Consider the following 15,864-nt stretch of genomic DNA (forward strand, 5'->3'; position numbering starts at 1 on the left):
AGTTTAGGTGGATAAAGTGCGGAGGGCGCTCCCAGTATTCATAATGTCCCTGCTCTTCACGGGCTTCGTGGTGGCCGGTGAGGTCTCCTACGGAGGACTAAAGTTCCACGACGTTTCGAGCAAGGAAGAGCTCAACTCCCTGATATCCGCTCACGAGGGAGAGTACTTCTTCATCTTCTACCACTCTGAGAGCTGTCCCGCCTGCCAATACATGAAGGATAGCGTTTTCCCAACGGAAAAGGCCAAGAAAGCCCTCAAAGGACTTAATTTGGTCGCCGTTGACGTTTACAGAGGGAGAGAGATAACGACGCTCCGCTATCGGGTTTATGACAAGGTTCTCGTGCTCCAGCCGGACAACTCCGGCTACTACACGCCCAAGAAGCCTGGCGAGGAAATCAGCGTTGGAGTACCTGGAACACCGACGATGGTGATATTCAAGGTCGTTAACGGGACGAAGGTTCTTAAGGGAGTGGCCGTTGGGGCGCTGAATCCTAATGGCCTTGAATTCTTCGTAAAAACTGCTGTAGGAGACGAGCTCCAAAACACCACCGGAGCCAATGGTGCTCAAAGCGAGACGGCAGAAAAGGGAGCCTCGAAGGGAGCCCCCAACACAAACCTAAGCCTTGCCGTTCTTCTCCCGATATTCTCCGCGGGAATCGTGAGCGTGTTCTCCCCCTGCGTCCTGCCCATAATAGTGGGCACGCTCTCGCTCACCTTTGCTAGGAGAAGTGTTGAGGCCATAGTTGCGGGGATGGTGGTCTCGTTTGCACTCCTCGGTGCCCTCGTGGGGAGCCTTGGGGAGTACGCCTCCGGGATACAGGGGGCCCTCTACCTCATCGGCGGGGCGGGCTTCATAGTCGTCGGCCTCAGCTTCGTTAGTGACAGGGTGAGGACAAGGATGGAGAGGGTTCTAAGCTTCTCCCCATCGGACAGGGTGTCCAAGAATAGCGGCCTCGCCTATGACTTCGCCCTCGGCTCTGCCCTTGGGGCAACTTGGTTAGGGTGTATAGCGCCCTACGTGGGCTTCGCAGTTCTCACGGCGGCCCTGAGTGGAGACACCCTAAGCGGAGTCGTGGTCATGGGCACTTACGGCCTCGGGATGGGGCTCACGGTTTATCTTCTCACATCCTCGAAAGACCTCGCCGAGTGGGTCAACAGGAAGTTCCTCTCAAACCGGCTTTCACTGGGGGCTTCAAAGAGGGCAAAGTGGGAAATAGCCCTCGGAGTTGCCCTCATAGCCCTCGGAGTTTTGATGCTGACCGAAGTTACGCCGCTGAAGCTGTGGAGTGCGCTCTTCGAATCGCTCTCAAAACTTTAAGGGGGTGGTGAAATGTTCAGGTACAGGAGAAAGGTTGGAATGTCCCTGAAGGAAGCCGAGGAGAAGTTTAAGGCAAGGCTTGAGGAGAAGGGCTACAAGGTGGTGCTCGAGTTCACGCCGAGCGATGTGGTTAAGGCGAAGCTCGGCGTTGAGATGGAGCCCTACAGGATTCTCTACGTCTGCAACCCGAAGAAGTTCTACGAAATGACCAAGGTCGAGTACGAAATCGGTTCCTTTGCCCCCTGTCCGGTGCTCATCTACGAGAAGGGCGGAGAAACTTACGTCGCCATAAACACTGCCGACGACATAGTTGAGGTTATCAAAGAACCGCTTGAGGATGTTAAAGCCGCTATTGAATCGCTTTGAGCCCGTTTGTTTCTTTCCTACCTTTCCCACAATTTTAATAAGGTTGAGACGCAAATTTTAATGGGGTGATTCTCATGCAGAGGGCTCTCGTGACTTTGAGGCCTTCAGAGAGCAAACGTTTGATAGCCAAAGCCGTTGTCGCGATGGATGAGGTTCAGAAAGCCCTCAAGAACGGCTTCGTTTACATAGCGACCGGAACGACTGCAGCCTACATAGCGGAGGAGCTTCTCGGCGAGAAGATCGAGAAGGAAAAGTGGACGGTGGGAACTATAAGCAAGGGGAGGACGTGCGTTACTCCGAAGGCGACCTGGCCGAAGCACCTCGTTCTCTACAAGGGAAAGCCCTTCGAAGGGGAACCGCTTGAGGCCCTAAAGGAAATGGGGCCAGAGGACGTTTTCATCAAAGGCGGCAACGCCATAGATATAAACTGGAACGTGGCAGTCTTTGCGGCAGCTCCCGATGGAGGGACTATAGGAAAGACTTTCGGCTGGACAATAACCAAGGGAGTCCTCACGATAACGCCCATAAGCCTTGAGAAGTTCGTGCCGACGCCCGTCGAGGAGAGCGCGAAGCTGACGGGGATTTATTCCTTCGACTGGGGAACCGGACTCTACGCTGCCCTCGTGCCCATACCCCATGCGCACCCGGTTACGGAGGTGGAGGCGTACAAAATACTGGCAGGCGTGGAAGCAATACCAATAGCCGCTGGAGGCGCCGGAGGGGCCGAGGGTAGCGTGACTCTCGTCCTTGAGGGAGATGGGGAGAACATGGAGAAGGCAAAAGAAATAACGAAGGCCGTCAAAGGTGAGCCACCTCTGGAGCCATACACCGAGGACTGCTCCATCTGTCCGTTCGCAAGGATCTGCGGCCTTGGAAGCGGAAGTTTTTGAGCTTTCCGGCCTTTCTTTAATACTCCACCACGTTCTCCAAGTTTGCGCCCAGTAAGAAGGTGTCCCCTTCATTACAGATCCGTCAGAGACCATCAGCAGTACATGAACTACAGTAAGCACCATGTTCCCTTTTGACTTCATCTTCAGACCAACTGCCAAACGCTAGTAGTTCTTTGCCTTGAATTCGGCTTTCAAAGATCCGAGAGATACAGACCTATAAACAGAACGCTTGGAAAACTAACGCCCCTTTGAGGCTTTCAAGAGAATGAATGGCAAAAAGAGGAGAGAAAAGTCACTCCAACTCTTCCGCAAGTGGAGCGCTCTCCTCAACCCTTACCCCTTTGTTGAGCATGTCCCTAAGGTCCTTCTCAGGATCGCCTATGAGCCTCAGGTCGAACTGTCTCCTTAGGGCATCGAAGACGTTAGGTGTGAGGAACTCCGGCGGTTTTGGTCCGATGTAGATGCCCTTTATGCCGAGGTAGAGGAGCGAGTAGAGTATCGCCACGGCCTTCTGCTCCATCCAGCTCAGGACGATACTGACCGGCAGGGAGTTGACGTCCGTTCCCAGCTCGCTGGCGAGGGCCATGGCTATCTCGATTATGGAGTAGACGTTGTTGCACTGGCCGAAGTCGAGGAAGCGCGGGATTCCCTCTATTGTGCCGTAGTCCCTCGCGTTGTAGCGGAACTTGCCGCAGGCGGCGGAGAGTATGAGGGCGTCCTTCGGAATCAGTTCTGTGAGCCTCTCGTAGTAGCTCATGCCCTTGTGCGGTGTGTCACAGCCGCCGACGACGAAGATGTGCCTTATCTTGCCCTCGTTGATGAGTTCTATCAGCTTGTCTTTCATAGCCAGAACGTTCGTGTGGTGGAAGCCGGTGAGGAGCTTTCCTCCCTCAATATGTTCCATCCGCGGAGTTTCGAGAGCTCTCTCTATCACGGGCTCGAAGTCGTAGTCCTCTATGTGCGGCACTCCCTCAAGGCCCGCTATCCCTGTGGTGAAGATTCTGTCCTGATAGGCCTTTGTCGGCTGCTGAACACAGTTGCTGGTGCCCACTATAACCCCGGGGAACTCCGCGAACTCCTTCTTTTGATAGAGCCAAGACCCCCCCCAGTTGCCGTAGAGGGCCTTGAACTTTTTGAGCTCAGGATAGGCATGAGCGGGGAACATCTCAGCGTGGGTATAAACCTTTATCTCGTCCTCAAGGCCCCTCTCCTCTATCTGTCTGAGAAGTTCATATAGTGCTTTGTAGCTGTGACCGGTGACGAGTATGCCGTGTCCCTCGGCCGTTCCAGTTGGAACCTTGACCGGTTCGGGCCTTCCGAAGGTCTCAACGTAGGCCCTGTCAAGGAGCTTCATGGCCTCCAGGTGAACCCTTCCGTTCTCGAGGATGAGCTGGAGGAAGCGGTTCTTGTCGAAGTTGACGTTGGTGAGCGTTGAATAGAGAGCCTCGGCCAAGAAGTGGCCGATTCTTGGATCGTCGTAGCCGACTTCAAGAGCATGATAGTAGTAAGCCGATGTTCCCTTGATCCCGTAGAGAAGGGCCTCCTGCAGTGAGTTGAGGTCGGGGTCCTTTCCGCAGACTCCCCTGATTGTGCACCCTCCAGCCAGGCTCATCGAGCACTGGTTGCAGAGCATACCAACTGCTTCAGGAACGCGTATAGCCATGTCCATCAACCTCCCTTTTTATGACATATGTCATATTTCGGATTATTATTGAACTCTTCTTCATAAAAGTCTTGCGGTTTCTTAACCTAAAAGGAGTCAATGACTTATGTCATGACAAAAGCGGAAAGGCTTTGAAGAAAACCCCAAATATGCTATCAGTCATGAAATGTGTCATGGAACCAGCACCCTTAAAGCTGCTGTAAGATACAACTGTCCTCCCCCGCAGAAAGCAGGTGGAGATTCTGAGGGAGAGAGAACTAATCCAGACCCAGATAGAGGAGCTTCTGCACATAGTCCAGCTCGGCAGTTTTGGCACTTCAAACGAACTGGAAACCATCACCGGATATAGAGGTGGGAAATTTCAAGAGCTGATGGAAAGCTGAAGGAACTCGTGGAAATTATAGTGCGAGAAGAGTCCGACAAGTACTACATCCATGGAAAACTCGCGAAGATCGCGTTGAGGTGCTCGGGAAGGTCTAGATAACTACGAAGCCGCTATCCTTTCAGAATATTCCGTTTTTATGAACCTGAAAGCACTTTCATAGATTCGTTTTTAAATTTCTCCCACAAACTTCTTCGGGGGTGAGAGGGTGGACGAGCTGGAGATGATCAGGAGAAAGAAGATGCTCGAGCTCATGAAGAGGGCCGGCATGATAGAGGCCAAACCGAAGGGGCCGAAGGTAATCATCGAGGTCATAACGGCTCCCACCTGTCCGTACTGCCCGATCGCCCTCCAGATGGCTAAAGAGTTGGAGAGAAGATACGAAGGCGTCGTCGCGAAGGAAGTGAGCGTCGCAACTCCCGAGGGACAGAGAAAGGCCATGGAGCACAACATTATGGGCACTCCCACGATCCTCATTAACAACAGGGTGGAGTTCATCGGAGTTCCGAACTTCGCGGAGTTCGAGAGTAGGGTTAGGGCTTACCTTTCACGTTAGCCTGAACCGCCCAATGCGGGGAGAATTCTAACCTAGCTTCAGCTTTTTCTTTAGTTTCAAACTTCCGGTTTTCAAACCCCTTAAATACTATCACGAGAAACCCCACCGGTGAAAGTTATGAGAGTCGTTATCATCGGGAACGGCCCAGGAGGGGTTGAGCTTGCCAAAGAACTGTCCGGAGAGCACGAAGTGCTTATCATTGAGAGGGAAGAAGTCCCCTTCTACTCGAAGCCCATGCTGAGTCACTATATCGCTGGCCTGATAGAGAGGGAAAAGCTCTTCCCTTACCCCATCGACTGGTACGAGGGAAAGGGAATAGGACTGAGGCTTGGCGAGGAGGCAAAGCTGATAGACAGGGCGAGGAAAGTTCTCATCACGGATAAAGGAGAATACCCGTACGATATCCTGGTTATAGCCACTGGGGCGAGAGCGAGAGAGCCTACCGTTGAGGGGAAGGAACACCTCCTCACGCTCCGGAGCATTGAGGATGCAGACAGGATAAAGGCCCTGCTTGAGGAGCACGGAGAGGCCCTAATAGTGGGAGGGGGATTTATTGGTCTCGAACTGGCCGGAAACCTCGCAAAGGCCGGTTACGGCGTCAAGCTAATCCACAGACGGGACACTTTTCTCGGCCTCGACGAAGAGCTCAGCGGACTAATAAGGGAAAGGCTGGGAGAAGCAGGTGTTGAGTTTCACCTTGACGCGGAACTCCTGAAGGCAGATGAAAACGGCATTCAAACGAGCAAGGGGTACATAGAGGGGAAAGTAAAAATCTGCGCCATTGGGATAGTCCCAAACGTTGAGATAGCGAGGAGGAGCGGCATACAGACCGGGAGGGGAATTCTGATAGACGACCACTTCAGGACATCCGCTAAGGATGTCTACGCCATCGGAGACTGCGCAGAATACAGCGGGATCATCTGCGGCACGGCAAAGGGGGCTACCGGTCACGCGAGGGTTCTCGCAAACATCCTTCGGGGAAAAGAGGACCGCTATCCCTTCGAACTCCGCTCATCAATCTTCAAGTTCGGAGATCTGCCGATAGCCATCATTGGAAAGACGAGGGGAGATGGTGAGTGGATCGATGGGCACACTAAGGCATTCTTCCAGGATGGGAAGCTTGTTGGGGCAGTGGTTATTGGAGACATTAAAAGGGCGTTTTCCATAGAAAAAGAGCTGAAAGAAGAGCTTTACAAAGCCTAAAGGTTCGGGGCTTCTCTTCCCACGTCTTCCAATGACCAAGGCATAAGTTTAAACCAGGGAGAACCGTTTCGATATCCTTATAAACGCACCAATCGGAACTTCAACTATGCTCAGCGGTTACGGAAGGGACGCAAAGGTACTCATCGTTGCCAACGCAGCCGGCCAGCTCTTTCTCCAGTTCTCGATATTCATAATGCCGTTCTACCTCCGCGCCCTCGGCTACGGCATGGACTCCATGGGGCTCTTCTTCTCCGTTCAGACTTTCACCGGAGGGATGTTCTTCCTTATAGCCGGCCAGATCTCCATCAGGCTCGGCTATAGGAAGACCCTTCTTTTGGGTGCAGTCCTCGGTCTCATGGGGAGGCTTTTCCAGGTTCTGGCGTTCAACAAATACGTCCTTCTCATTGGGTTCTTTCTCGTTGGAGCCAATATGGGTATCAGACAGCCCAACTTCTCCGCACTCCTAAGCGAGGAAGTTGGGGAGAAACTCAGACACCACGCCTTCTCGATCAGCTTCGGCCTCGGGACGATATTCAACGCCCTCGGAGTCCTTACGGCGGGCTTTGCCCCGGACTTTCTAACAGATACCTTTGGACTTACGCCGGAGATAGCCTACCGCCTGGTCATCTCACTCGCGCTCCTCCAGTTTGCCCTGGTAATTCCGGCACTACTCGTTATTCAGGACGTCCCCGTGAAGAACCCGAGGATAAACTGGAACAGGGAGCTGGTGATCAAGATACTGAAGTTCTCCCTCCCAAGCGCCCTCATCGGACTCGGTGCGGGAATAACAATCCCCTATATGAGCCTCTACTTCAACATCCGCTTTGGCCAGACTTTGGCAGCCATAAGCGGCGTCTTCTTCTTCCAGCAGCTTGTCATGGGCCTCGGCTCCTTCGGCCTTCCAAAGCTGGTGGAAAAAATAGGGCCCGTGAACGTCATAACGTCCTTCCAGCTCGTTGCAGCCCTGCTCTTCGCCACTTTTCCTCTAATTGACGTCTTTCTTCTGGCGGCGTTCCTCTACATTGTCCGCTCAATCCTCATGAACATCGTCTGGCCGATAAACGACTCCTTCATGATGGGCTTCTTCACGACGGAAGAGAAAGCCACAGCCGCCGGGATAAGGAGGGCTTTCTCCACCTTCATGAGAGGCATCGGAAACTATATAGGGGGCATACTATTCTCGATCTCGCTCAGTTACCCCTTCTACACAACCGCTACGCTATATGTAGTGGCAACGCTGATATTCTACGGCTTCTTTGCGAGATACAACAGGGGTTGAAAGAGAATAGAAGGGGCAAAAGGCCTCAGAAGTTGAAGTTTATGTCCTTCGTAAGCTGGTCGTAGAGCTCCTCCTTGTAGATATCCGGATAGCGCATTATGTAGTCGTACTGCTTCCTTAGTATGTTGTAGTGATTCCTCTCCATGTCGGCGAGCATCTCAAGGAGGAGCTTAGTCTTTTCGTTGCTCGCGTACTTGGCGAGCTCCTTGTAGAGCTTCTCGCTTACCAGTTCAGCCTCCATCGCTATCTCATATATCTCGTCGAGGTTTATATCTGGCTTCTTGATGGCCTCGGCCATCTTTTCGGCTATGACCTTGAACTCTCCCATGACCTCTATCTCTATCTTCTTCGGCTCGCCGGATTCAGAAGCGAAGCGCTCGGCCATCTTCTCTATTATCTCCCTGTGCTTGTCCTCCTCTTTGGCGGGAAGAGAAGCTCATCCTTTATGATGTCACTCTTCGTCATAGAAGCGAGCTTTTCATAGGCCTCCTTGGCTCTGATCTCGGAGTTCATGGCAATCTCAAAGATTTCCTTCTCGGTAACTTCCATACAGAATCACCATACTATGTTGAACACCGCCCTTATTAACGCTTTCGGACGTTAAACTTATAAGTTCGAACCTCAAAATTTCAAAATGCGAACCTAGGAGGTGAAGAAGATGAGTGTCGAGCTCGTGTTCAAGGTCCTCAAGGAGGCAAGTAGGCCGCTCAAGTCTGCTGAAATAGCCGAGTTAGCTGGCCTTGATAAGAAGGAAGTTGACAAGGCGATAAAGAAGCTCAAGAAGGAAGGGAAGATAGTCTCGCCGAAGAGGTGCTACTACGCCCCGGCTGAGTGATTCAGGACAGGAGCCTTAAGGAGCAGAGATTAGTTCATTCCCGATTTTTCAGCTTTTCAAGGAATTCCCTTGCGGCTCTCCTCATGTCCATTACTTCTTCCAGGTCTTCCAGGAAGCCGAGCCTTGTGTAGAACTCCTCCATCTTTTCAGAGAGCGAGCCTTTCAAGGTCTTTCTCGCTGGAAGATGGAATAGAGAGATACTGGAGGCTTTCGTTAAAATAGACGACTAAGTACCAGGAATCCCTCCTGATCGGAAACTCCTGGTCTCCCGCTCTTATTACCGCCCCCATAGGCCTTCACCAACTTCTCGGGTGACTACCTAAAAATCACCTCGTAGGCGATGTAACCGTACCTTCTAAGCTCATCCCTCAGAATAAAGCGGAGTGCCGCGGAGTTTATGCAGTAGCGCTTTCCTGTTGGTGTGGGCTCGTCGAAGACATGACCAAGGTGTGAACATGCAAAGCGGCTCCTTACTTCCCGCCCGCAGAGGAATCCCTCGCACTCATCAGCCTCAACGACGGCCCACTCCTCCGGGGGCTTTGTAAAGCTCGGCCATCCGGTTCCGGAGTCGTACTTGTCGAGGGGAGCTGAAGAGGGGCTCGCCTGAGATTACATCAACGTATATCCCCTCGTCCTGGTTGTCCCAGTACTCGTTGTGGAAAGACCCCTCCGTATCGCCGAGCTGTGTAACCCTACACTGGAGGGGAGTTAACAGGCTTTTAAGCTCCGCATCGCTGGGCTTAACATAGCCGAGCCAGTAGCGCTCCCTCTCAGGGAAGAGCCTGAAGTGCCGGTTTTCATCACACACCGACTTTATAAAGCCCAGCCTTCCAGAGTAGAGCTTGTAGTGTTTGTAGTTCGTCTCAAAGCGGAAATAGTAGCCCTGGTGGTAGTCTTCAGCCGGATAAAACTCCTTCGCTGGAAGAATCTCGGTAGCTATCGGCTCGTCGAATATCCCGGAGAACTCTAATCTTTTCCTCGATTCCTCAGCTAACTTTTTCTGGTCCTCGTTGAGGTAGAATATCGCAGTTCTGTACTGGTCGCCCCTGTCAGCGAACTGGCCGCCCGGATCCGTGGGGTCTATGTTCTTCCAGAAGACCTCGAGAAGGCGCTCGTAGGAAATTTTCGATGGATTGTAGATTACCTTAACCGCTTCCCTGTGACCGGTATTCCCAGTGGAGACCAGTTCATAGGTGGGACTCCCCACCCAGCCGCCGGTGTAGCCAGAGATGGCCTCAATCACTCCGGGAAGCCTCTCAAATGCTTCCTCCATGCACCAGAAGCAGCCACCGGCAAAAACTGCGGCACCGGCTTGATTTTTGATACTCTCCAATTCACATCCCCAACGGGATTGGGCCGGAAATCTTTATATAGCTTTGCGTACTATTACCTGTTGGTGGTTAAAAATGAACATAAGTGCTCTAAGGCGTGTTCTTTCCGTTTTTCGTTTTGGTCTGATGCTCGGCAAAGGATCCCCATTAAAAGGTACTCCCAGGGCCGTCCCGGTGGTGAGAAAGCATGACCAAGTTTAAGGGGGATGTCTCCATTGTTTTAGGCGGAGCAGCTGGACAGGGCATTCAGACGGTGGAGGAGATACTCACCCATGCACTTAAGAAGTCCGGCTACCACGTCTATGCAAACAAGGAATACATGTCCCGAATTAGGGGAGGAATAAATACCACGGAGATACGCGTTTCTTCAAAACGTGTTAGGGCCTTTGTAAAGAGGATAGACATCCTCGTACCTTTCAAGCAGGGCGTTCTAAGCTGGGTCAAAGATAGGCTCGGCGAGAACACCGTTGTCCTTGGAGAAAAGGAAAACATCGAGGAAGAATTTCTAGGAAATGTCAACCTTGTTGAGGTCCCACTTACGAAGATGGCAATGGAGGTGGGAAGCCAGCTCTATCTAAACACGACGGCAGCTGGACTAATAGTCGGCCTCTTCCACGGCGACTTTAAGGCGGTGGAAGAGTACTTAAAGAAGCGCTTTGGAAGCAAGGGCGAGAACGTCGTAAAGAAGAACATAGAAGCCGCTAAGAAGGGCTACGAGCTGGGAGTAAAGCTCTGCGAGGATGGGACTATAAAAGTTGAAGTGGAGAGGGACGAGAGGGTTAAGGAAGAGGTTCTCCTGACCGGAACAGAAGCCGTCGGAATAGGGGCCTTCGCCGGAGGCATGAACTTCCTGAGCTTCTATCCGATGAGCCCGTCAACAGGGGTTTCGACCTTCGCGGCACAGCACGCGGAGGAGTTTGAAATAGTTGTCGAGCAGGTCGAGGACGAGATTTCGGCCATAAACATGGCCATCGGAGCGTGGTACGCTGGAGCGAGGGCTATGGTTAGCACCTCCGGTGGCGGCTTTGCACTGATGAGTGAGGCTATAAGCTTAGCGGGGATGGCTGAGAACCCAGTGGTAGTCCACCTTGCCCAGAGGCCAGGGCCGGCCACAGGTCTGCCAACGAGGACGATGCAGGGCGATTTGAACCTTGTCCTCTACTCCGGCCACGGAGACTTCCCGAGGATAATCCTAGCACCGGGAAGCCTTGAGGAGGCGTTCTACCTGACTGCCGAGGCCTTCAACTTAGCCGACAAATATCAGGTTCCAGTGATAATCCTCACCGACCAGTACTTCGTTGATACCTACTACAACCTTCCGGCTCCCGATGTGGAGAAGGTCAAGTTCGAGCGCCACATAGTGGAGGCGAAGCCCGGCTATCGGAGGTATGAACTTACCGAGGATGGGATCTCGCCTAGGGCGGTTGCCGGCTACGGCGAGGACGTGGTGATAGCCAACGGAAACGAACACGATGAGTGGGGCGACATAACCGAGGACGCTGAACTGACGGTGAAGATGCAGGAGAAGAGGGCAGTCAGAAAACTTGAGACCATAAAGAAAAACGCCCCCCTGCCGAAGCTGATAGGCAGAGAGAACGCAAAATACCTCGTTATAGCCTGGGGTTCGACGCTTCACGTGGTTGAAGAGGCCCTTGAGAAGCTCGGAAGAGAGGATGTTGCTCTGCTCCACTTCAGTTGGGTCTATCCGCTCAACCCTAAGGTAAGAGAGTTCTTCGAGGGTAAGGTTCTCATCGACGTCGAGAACAACATCACCGGCCAGTTCGCAGAGCTCCTCAAGAAGGAGTTCGGCGTTGAGGTGCACCACAGGATTCTGAAGTACGACGGGAGACCGTTCTCGGTTGAAGAGGTCCTCGAGGGCCTCAAGGAGGTGATAGAATGAACGTCCAGCTTCCCACTGGTAGGGAGCTCTTCGAGCCTAAAAGGCCCGGAAGCCAGGACATAGCCTGGTGTCCCGGGTGTGGAAACTTCGGCATAAGGAACATCCTTATCACCGCTTTAGCCGAACTCGGACTGAAGCCTAATCAAGTGGCAATCATCAGTGGTATCGGCCAGGCCGCCAAGATGCCACACTACATCAACGCCAATGGCTATCACACGCTCCACGGAAGGGCAATCCCTATAGCAACCGGAGTCAAGGCCTCAAACCCTGAGCTTACGGTTATAGCGGAAGGTGGAGACGGCGACATGTACGCCGAGGGCGGAAACCACCTGCTCCACGCCATAAGGAGGAACCCGGACATAACGGTTCTCATCCACGACAACCAGGTTTATGGCCTTACAAAGGGACAGGCCTCTCCAACGACCATGAAGGGCATGAAGACCCCCACCCAGCCATGGGGAGTTTTTGAAGAGCCCTTTAACCCGGTCGCCCTCGGAATTGCGCTAGACGCTTCCTTCGTTGCGAGGACTTTCATGGGTTATTTCAAGGAGAGCGTTGAGATCATCAAGAAGGCCATCCAGCATAAAGGCCTGGCAATAGTTGACATCCTCCATCCCTGTGTGAGCTTCAACAAGGTGAACACCTACGCCTGGTACAGGGAGCACACCTACTGGATGGATGACCACGACCCCTATGACAGGGAAGCAGCTTTCAAGAGGGCCTTGGAGAGCGACCCGCTCCCGCTTGGAATATTCTACATCCACGAGAAGCCCACCTTCGAGGAAATGGTTCCTGCCTACAGGAAGGACAAAACGCCGCTCTGGAAGCGCGAACCGAAGCTCGGCCTCGTCAAGAAGTTCTTCGAGGAGAAGAAGCTATGAAGACGTGAGAGGTTTTCTTTTTGCTTTTGTTTCCACATGTTGAAAAAACTGATTTGGAGTGTGATCGTATGAAAGTTGGTGAAAAGGCACCAGATTTCGCCCTTAAAGACCAGAACGGTGAGGAGTTTAAGCTCAGCGACTTCAGGGGTAAGAAAGTCCTCCTTTCCTTCCACCCGCTTGCGTGGACTTCCGTCTGTGAGAAGCAGATGAAGGCTCTGGATGAGAACTACGAGCGCTTTGAGAAGCTGAACGTCGTCCCGGTGGGAATAAGCGTTGACTCGGTTCCCACAAAGAAGGCATGGGCCGAGCACATGGGGCTTAAGAAGCTGAGGATCTTAAGTGACTTCTGGCCGCACGGTGAGGTTGCAAAGCTCTATGATCTCTTCAGGGAAGACGGGGGCTTCTCTGAGAGGGCGAACGTGCTGGTCGACGAGGAAGGAAAGGTGGTTTTCTTCAAGGTCTATCCGATAAGCGAGCTTCCGGATCTGGAAGAGGTCTTTGAAGCGGCAGAAAGAGATAAAAAGTGAAAGAAACGTTAGGAATCGCTGATCTTCTTTCCGCCTTCAGTTCTTTCATAAACCTTCTCGATAACCTTGGCCAGCTCGGGCATGAAGTCGTCGAAGGTCTTGTATTTATCTCTGTGCTTCATGTAGTCGTTCACGTATGCGTTGTAGACATCCCCGATGAAGTAGAATGTCACGTTTTCAATGCGGAGCTCCCTCATTGCCGCCTTTGGCCCCTCCGTTACGTTGAGGTAGTGCACCACGAACGCCCTAACGAACGTCTCGTAGAGCATGACCTTGGAGTTCTTGTAGGCCATAATCCCGAGTTTCGACGAAACAGGAGCGTAGAGAGCCTCGTAGGGCTTAAAGAGGTCGTAATGCTGTCAACAGCAGGGTTAACGAAGCTGTGGGCGAACTCGTGGGCCAAAAAGTCAGAAGCTTCCACGTTGTAATGGGGCGTCCTGTTGTAAACGCTGGTAACCCCAAGGATGCCGTAGACGTACTTTCCACTCTCATTATCGAAGTAGTAGGCGAAGTCATCTCTGGCAAAAACGAGCTGGAGGTCTATAAACCAGGCGGAAGCGTTTTCCCCAAAGAACTCCTCTTCCATGCGGGTCAGGTTTACTACGTCCCCGTGCTCCCTCGCGAAGCTCTTGAGCGTATTTTCATAGAACCCTCTGTGCTCGTTGTAAAACCTCCAAAAGTCCGTTTTGTTGGCAAACTCCGCCACCGCTGAGGCGAACTCATCAAGTTTTGAGGCGTTGAGATACGGCCTGTATACTATCATATCGCTCCAGTTCATAGCCTTGGAGAAGTTCCTTGGACTCAGATGAAGTGCAAACTCCGGGATAGCGTCGTAGGCCAAACCCTGTTCATGGATCATCTCACCTACCATTTTAACGGCAGTTAAGTTCTTGTAGGGGTCAAAATAAGCGTCTACCTCGCCCAAGTAGGGGCAGTTAAAGCTCGTTATTCCAATTAAGCCGGGATCAACATTGCGCTTGTACCAATCAGACTCGGCCCGACGGTAAATTGTCTCAACGAGCTCAATACGGGGGTCAATCTCAACGTAAACTCCCTCTGCAAGCTTGAGTGAAGCAGTGGTTGTGTTGTGGAGGTCAGCGATGTTGGTGAAATTTGAGTGAGTAAGGACTGAAGAACTGCTTGTGTTTTGGATCGGAGATGGTGTGGGGACACTCGACGAAATTGATGTTGTTCTATTGTCGCCATTCGACCTGGTCGAACCAGTTCAGATGCAACCTCCGACAACAGTTAAAAGAAGTAGCATGAGAACTACCGACACAAATTTTCTCATAATTTCACCCACACTTTTTGAGTAAGGAAATTTTTAACGTTTGTTGTTATTCGGTGTCAAAAAATTGAGGGCTTTTGGGGAACGAATGAAGGTAACAGGACTACGCGACAAGACACCAGGAGAGAAAGCACGAAGTTTAGAACGGAAGGATGAAAAACCTTTTATATTTCGGTTTTTGAACCTATTCTGAGGTGATGAAAAATGCCCAAAGTTCGAGTTGAGAAGCTCTGCACTGACCTGGAGTTGTACATCATCAGGGTTGACGATGATCAGATAAGGTACTTTGAGGCCACTTGGGAAATTCCGGAGGGGATAACTTACAACGCCTACCTGATGAAGCTCGACGGTGCAGTTGTCCTCTTTGACACAACAAAGAAGGAGTATACGGACCTTTTCATGGACGCACTAGAGAAGCTCGTTGATCCGAAGGAGATTACCCACATAATAGTCCACCACACTGAGCCTGACCACAGCGGGGCTTTGCCGAGGATTCTCGAAGAAAACGGCTACAAAGCACAGGTAATCGGAACCCAGTTCGCGAAGAACCTCCTCCAGGGTTTCTATGGAGACAGGGTCGTTGAGAACTTCAAGGTCGTCAAGGACGGCGAGGAGATGAAGATCGGCGGAAAGACCTTCCGCTTCATAGCGGTTCCGTGGCTTCACTGGCCGGACACCATGATAACCTACGTCGTTGAGGACAGGCTTATATTCTCCTGCGATGCCGGCGGTGGCTACTCAATTCCAGAGGCCATCGACGACAGCAATGAGGAAGTCGTAAAGAAGTACCTCCCGTACGTGGCCAAGTACATAGTTACGGTCATAGGACACTACCACAAGTACATAGTCCAGAACATCAAGAAGCTCAAAGAGCTTGGAATCGTCGAGGAAGCAAAGATGATACTCCCAGGACATGGCCTAGCCTGGTGCAAGAATCCGAAGAGGATATTCGAGTTCTATGAGCAGGTTGGAGCAGGAGTTCCAGAGAAGGACAAGGTTCTGGTCATATATGACTCGATGTACGGCTTCGTCGAGAAGAGGATAGAGATAGTTCTGGATGAACTTAAGAAGCTCGGAAAGAAGCCGGTCGTTTACCGCTTCACCGACAAGGAGGCTCCAGCGGTCAGCGACATACTTGGCGAAGTTCCAAGCGCTGAAGCCCTGATAATCGGCGCATCAACGTACGAGGCAGAGATACACCCGAGGATACGCTACACCCTCTACGAGATCGTTGACAAGGCCAACTACGAGAAGCCGGTTCTCATCGTTGGAGCCTTCGGATGGGGCGGCGTGGCCGGGAGAAAGATTGAGACCATGATAACCAGAAGCAAGTTCGATCACGTTGCAACGGTCGAGAGCAGAGGGTATCCATCATCGGAGGATGAGGAAAAGATTAGGGAAGCCGTCAGGAAGCTCGTCCAGTGGATTTCATAGTCCCAGCGACT

Annotated in this window: 15 protein-coding genes and 3 pseudogenes; 12 read left to right on the forward strand and 6 right to left on the reverse strand. The window is 52.1% G+C overall.

Going from position 1 to position 15,864, the window contains the following annotated elements; translation table 11 throughout:
* Positions 1–16: 16 nt before the first annotated feature.
* The 3 genes from A0127_RS00945 (at position 17) to A0127_RS00955 (ending at position 2,574) form a co-directional block, all read left to right on the forward strand.
* Complete coding sequence (locus A0127_RS00945; RefSeq protein WP_062386748.1) at positions 17–1,318, forward strand: cytochrome c biogenesis protein CcdA; 1,302 nt, start codon at positions 17–19, stop codon at positions 1,316–1,318.
* 12 nt (positions 1,319–1,330) lie between these two features.
* Positions 1,331–1,684: a DUF302 domain-containing protein gene (locus A0127_RS00950; RefSeq protein WP_054841007.1), complete on the forward strand. Its 354-nt coding sequence runs from the start codon at positions 1,331–1,333 to the stop codon at positions 1,682–1,684.
* Between the two features lie 74 nt (positions 1,685–1,758).
* Positions 1,759–2,574: a sugar phosphate isomerase family gene (locus tag A0127_RS00955; protein ID WP_062386753.1), complete on the forward strand. Its 816-nt coding sequence runs from the start codon at positions 1,759–1,761 to the stop codon at positions 2,572–2,574.
* A gap of 292 nt (positions 2,575–2,866) precedes the next feature.
* Here A0127_RS00955 and hcp read toward each other — a convergent pair whose 3' ends face one another.
* Positions 2,867–4,237, reverse strand: a complete 1,371-nt coding sequence (gene hcp, locus A0127_RS00960; protein ID WP_062390799.1) for a hydroxylamine reductase — start codon at positions 4,235–4,237, stop codon at positions 2,867–2,869.
* 233 nt (positions 4,238–4,470) lie between these two features.
* Between hcp and A0127_RS10450 the strand changes: the two genes are divergently transcribed.
* From A0127_RS10450 to A0127_RS00975, 4 genes are all read left to right on the forward strand, one after another.
* A complete protein-coding gene (locus A0127_RS10450) occupies positions 4,471–4,620 on the forward strand; it encodes a hypothetical protein (RefSeq protein WP_156471132.1) in 150 nt (49 codons plus the stop codon).
* A 207-nt stretch (positions 4,621–4,827) separates the two neighbouring features.
* Positions 4,828–5,175 (forward strand): thioredoxin family protein, encoded by a 348-nt coding sequence (locus A0127_RS00965; protein ID WP_054841008.1) that lies wholly within the window; start codon positions 4,828–4,830, stop codon positions 5,173–5,175.
* A gap of 117 nt (positions 5,176–5,292) precedes the next feature.
* Positions 5,293–6,378 (forward strand): NAD(P)/FAD-dependent oxidoreductase, encoded by a 1,086-nt coding sequence (locus A0127_RS00970; RefSeq protein WP_062386758.1) that lies wholly within the window; start codon positions 5,293–5,295, stop codon positions 6,376–6,378.
* Between the two features lie 106 nt (positions 6,379–6,484).
* On the forward strand, positions 6,485–7,657 hold the full coding sequence (locus tag A0127_RS00975; RefSeq protein WP_062386761.1) for an MFS transporter: 1,173 nt from the start codon (positions 6,485–6,487) through the stop codon (positions 7,655–7,657).
* 25 nt (positions 7,658–7,682) lie between these two features.
* Here A0127_RS00975 and A0127_RS00980 read toward each other — a convergent pair.
* Positions 7,683–8,206 (reverse strand): annotated as a pseudogene (locus A0127_RS00980) (ferritin-like domain-containing protein).
* 109 nt (positions 8,207–8,315) lie between these two features.
* On the opposite strand from A0127_RS00980, the gene A0127_RS00985 reads away from it, so the two are divergent.
* The gene (locus A0127_RS00985; RefSeq protein WP_062386765.1) at positions 8,316–8,492 is read left to right on the forward strand and encodes an HTH domain-containing protein; all 177 of its coding nucleotides are present in this window, start codon (positions 8,316–8,318) and stop codon (positions 8,490–8,492) included.
* A 146-nt stretch (positions 8,493–8,638) separates the two neighbouring features.
* Here A0127_RS00985 and A0127_RS10455 read toward each other — a convergent pair whose 3' ends face one another.
* The 3 genes and pseudogenes from A0127_RS10455 to msrA all read right to left on the reverse strand — a co-directional run bounded on the left by A0127_RS10455 (position 8,639) and on the right by msrA (position 9,765).
* On the reverse strand, positions 8,639–8,782 hold the full coding sequence (locus A0127_RS10455) for a hypothetical protein (protein ID WP_156471133.1): 144 nt from the start codon (positions 8,780–8,782) through the stop codon (positions 8,639–8,641).
* A gap of 25 nt (positions 8,783–8,807) precedes the next feature.
* Positions 8,808–9,008 (reverse strand): annotated as a pseudogene (locus A0127_RS10890) (peptide-methionine (R)-S-oxide reductase); the annotation flags it as partial.
* Positions 9,004–9,765 (reverse strand): peptide-methionine (S)-S-oxide reductase MsrA, encoded by a 762-nt coding sequence (gene msrA / locus A0127_RS00990; RefSeq protein ID WP_231855778.1) that lies wholly within the window; start codon positions 9,763–9,765, stop codon positions 9,004–9,006. The gene msrA and the pseudogene A0127_RS10890, both read right to left, overlap by 5 nt.
* Positions 9,766–10,010: 245 nt before the next feature.
* Between msrA and A0127_RS00995 the strand changes: the two genes are divergently transcribed.
* The 3 genes from A0127_RS00995 (at position 10,011) to A0127_RS01005 (ending at position 13,131) form a co-directional block, all read left to right on the forward strand.
* Positions 10,011–11,723, forward strand: coding sequence for a 2-oxoacid:acceptor oxidoreductase subunit alpha (locus A0127_RS00995; RefSeq protein ID WP_062386769.1), 1,713 nt, complete (start codon positions 10,011–10,013; stop codon positions 11,721–11,723).
* Positions 11,720–12,604, forward strand: coding sequence for a thiamine pyrophosphate-dependent enzyme (locus tag A0127_RS01000; protein ID WP_062386772.1), 885 nt, complete (start codon positions 11,720–11,722; stop codon positions 12,602–12,604). Before A0127_RS00995 ends, A0127_RS01000 begins: the two co-directional genes overlap by 4 nt.
* Positions 12,605–12,672: 68 nt before the next feature.
* Positions 12,673–13,131 carry a peroxiredoxin gene (locus A0127_RS01005; RefSeq protein WP_062386775.1) on the forward strand — a complete coding sequence of 153 codons (459 nt, stop codon included), beginning with the start codon at positions 12,673–12,675 and terminating at the stop codon, positions 13,129–13,131.
* A gap of 8 nt (positions 13,132–13,139) precedes the next feature.
* Here the strand turns inward: A0127_RS01005 and A0127_RS10575 are convergent.
* Positions 13,140–14,314, reverse strand: a pseudogene (locus A0127_RS10575) (DUF4932 domain-containing protein).
* A 309-nt stretch (positions 14,315–14,623) separates the two neighbouring features.
* Between A0127_RS10575 and A0127_RS01020 the strand changes: the two are divergent.
* A complete protein-coding gene (locus A0127_RS01020; RefSeq protein ID WP_062386787.1) occupies positions 14,624–15,853 on the forward strand; it encodes an FprA family A-type flavoprotein in 1,230 nt (409 codons plus the stop codon).
* Positions 15,854–15,864 lie beyond the last annotated feature (11 nt).

Source organism: Thermococcus peptonophilus (genome assembly GCF_001592435.1).
Lineage (GTDB): Archaea > Methanobacteriota_B > Thermococci > Thermococcales > Thermococcaceae > Thermococcus > Thermococcus peptonophilus.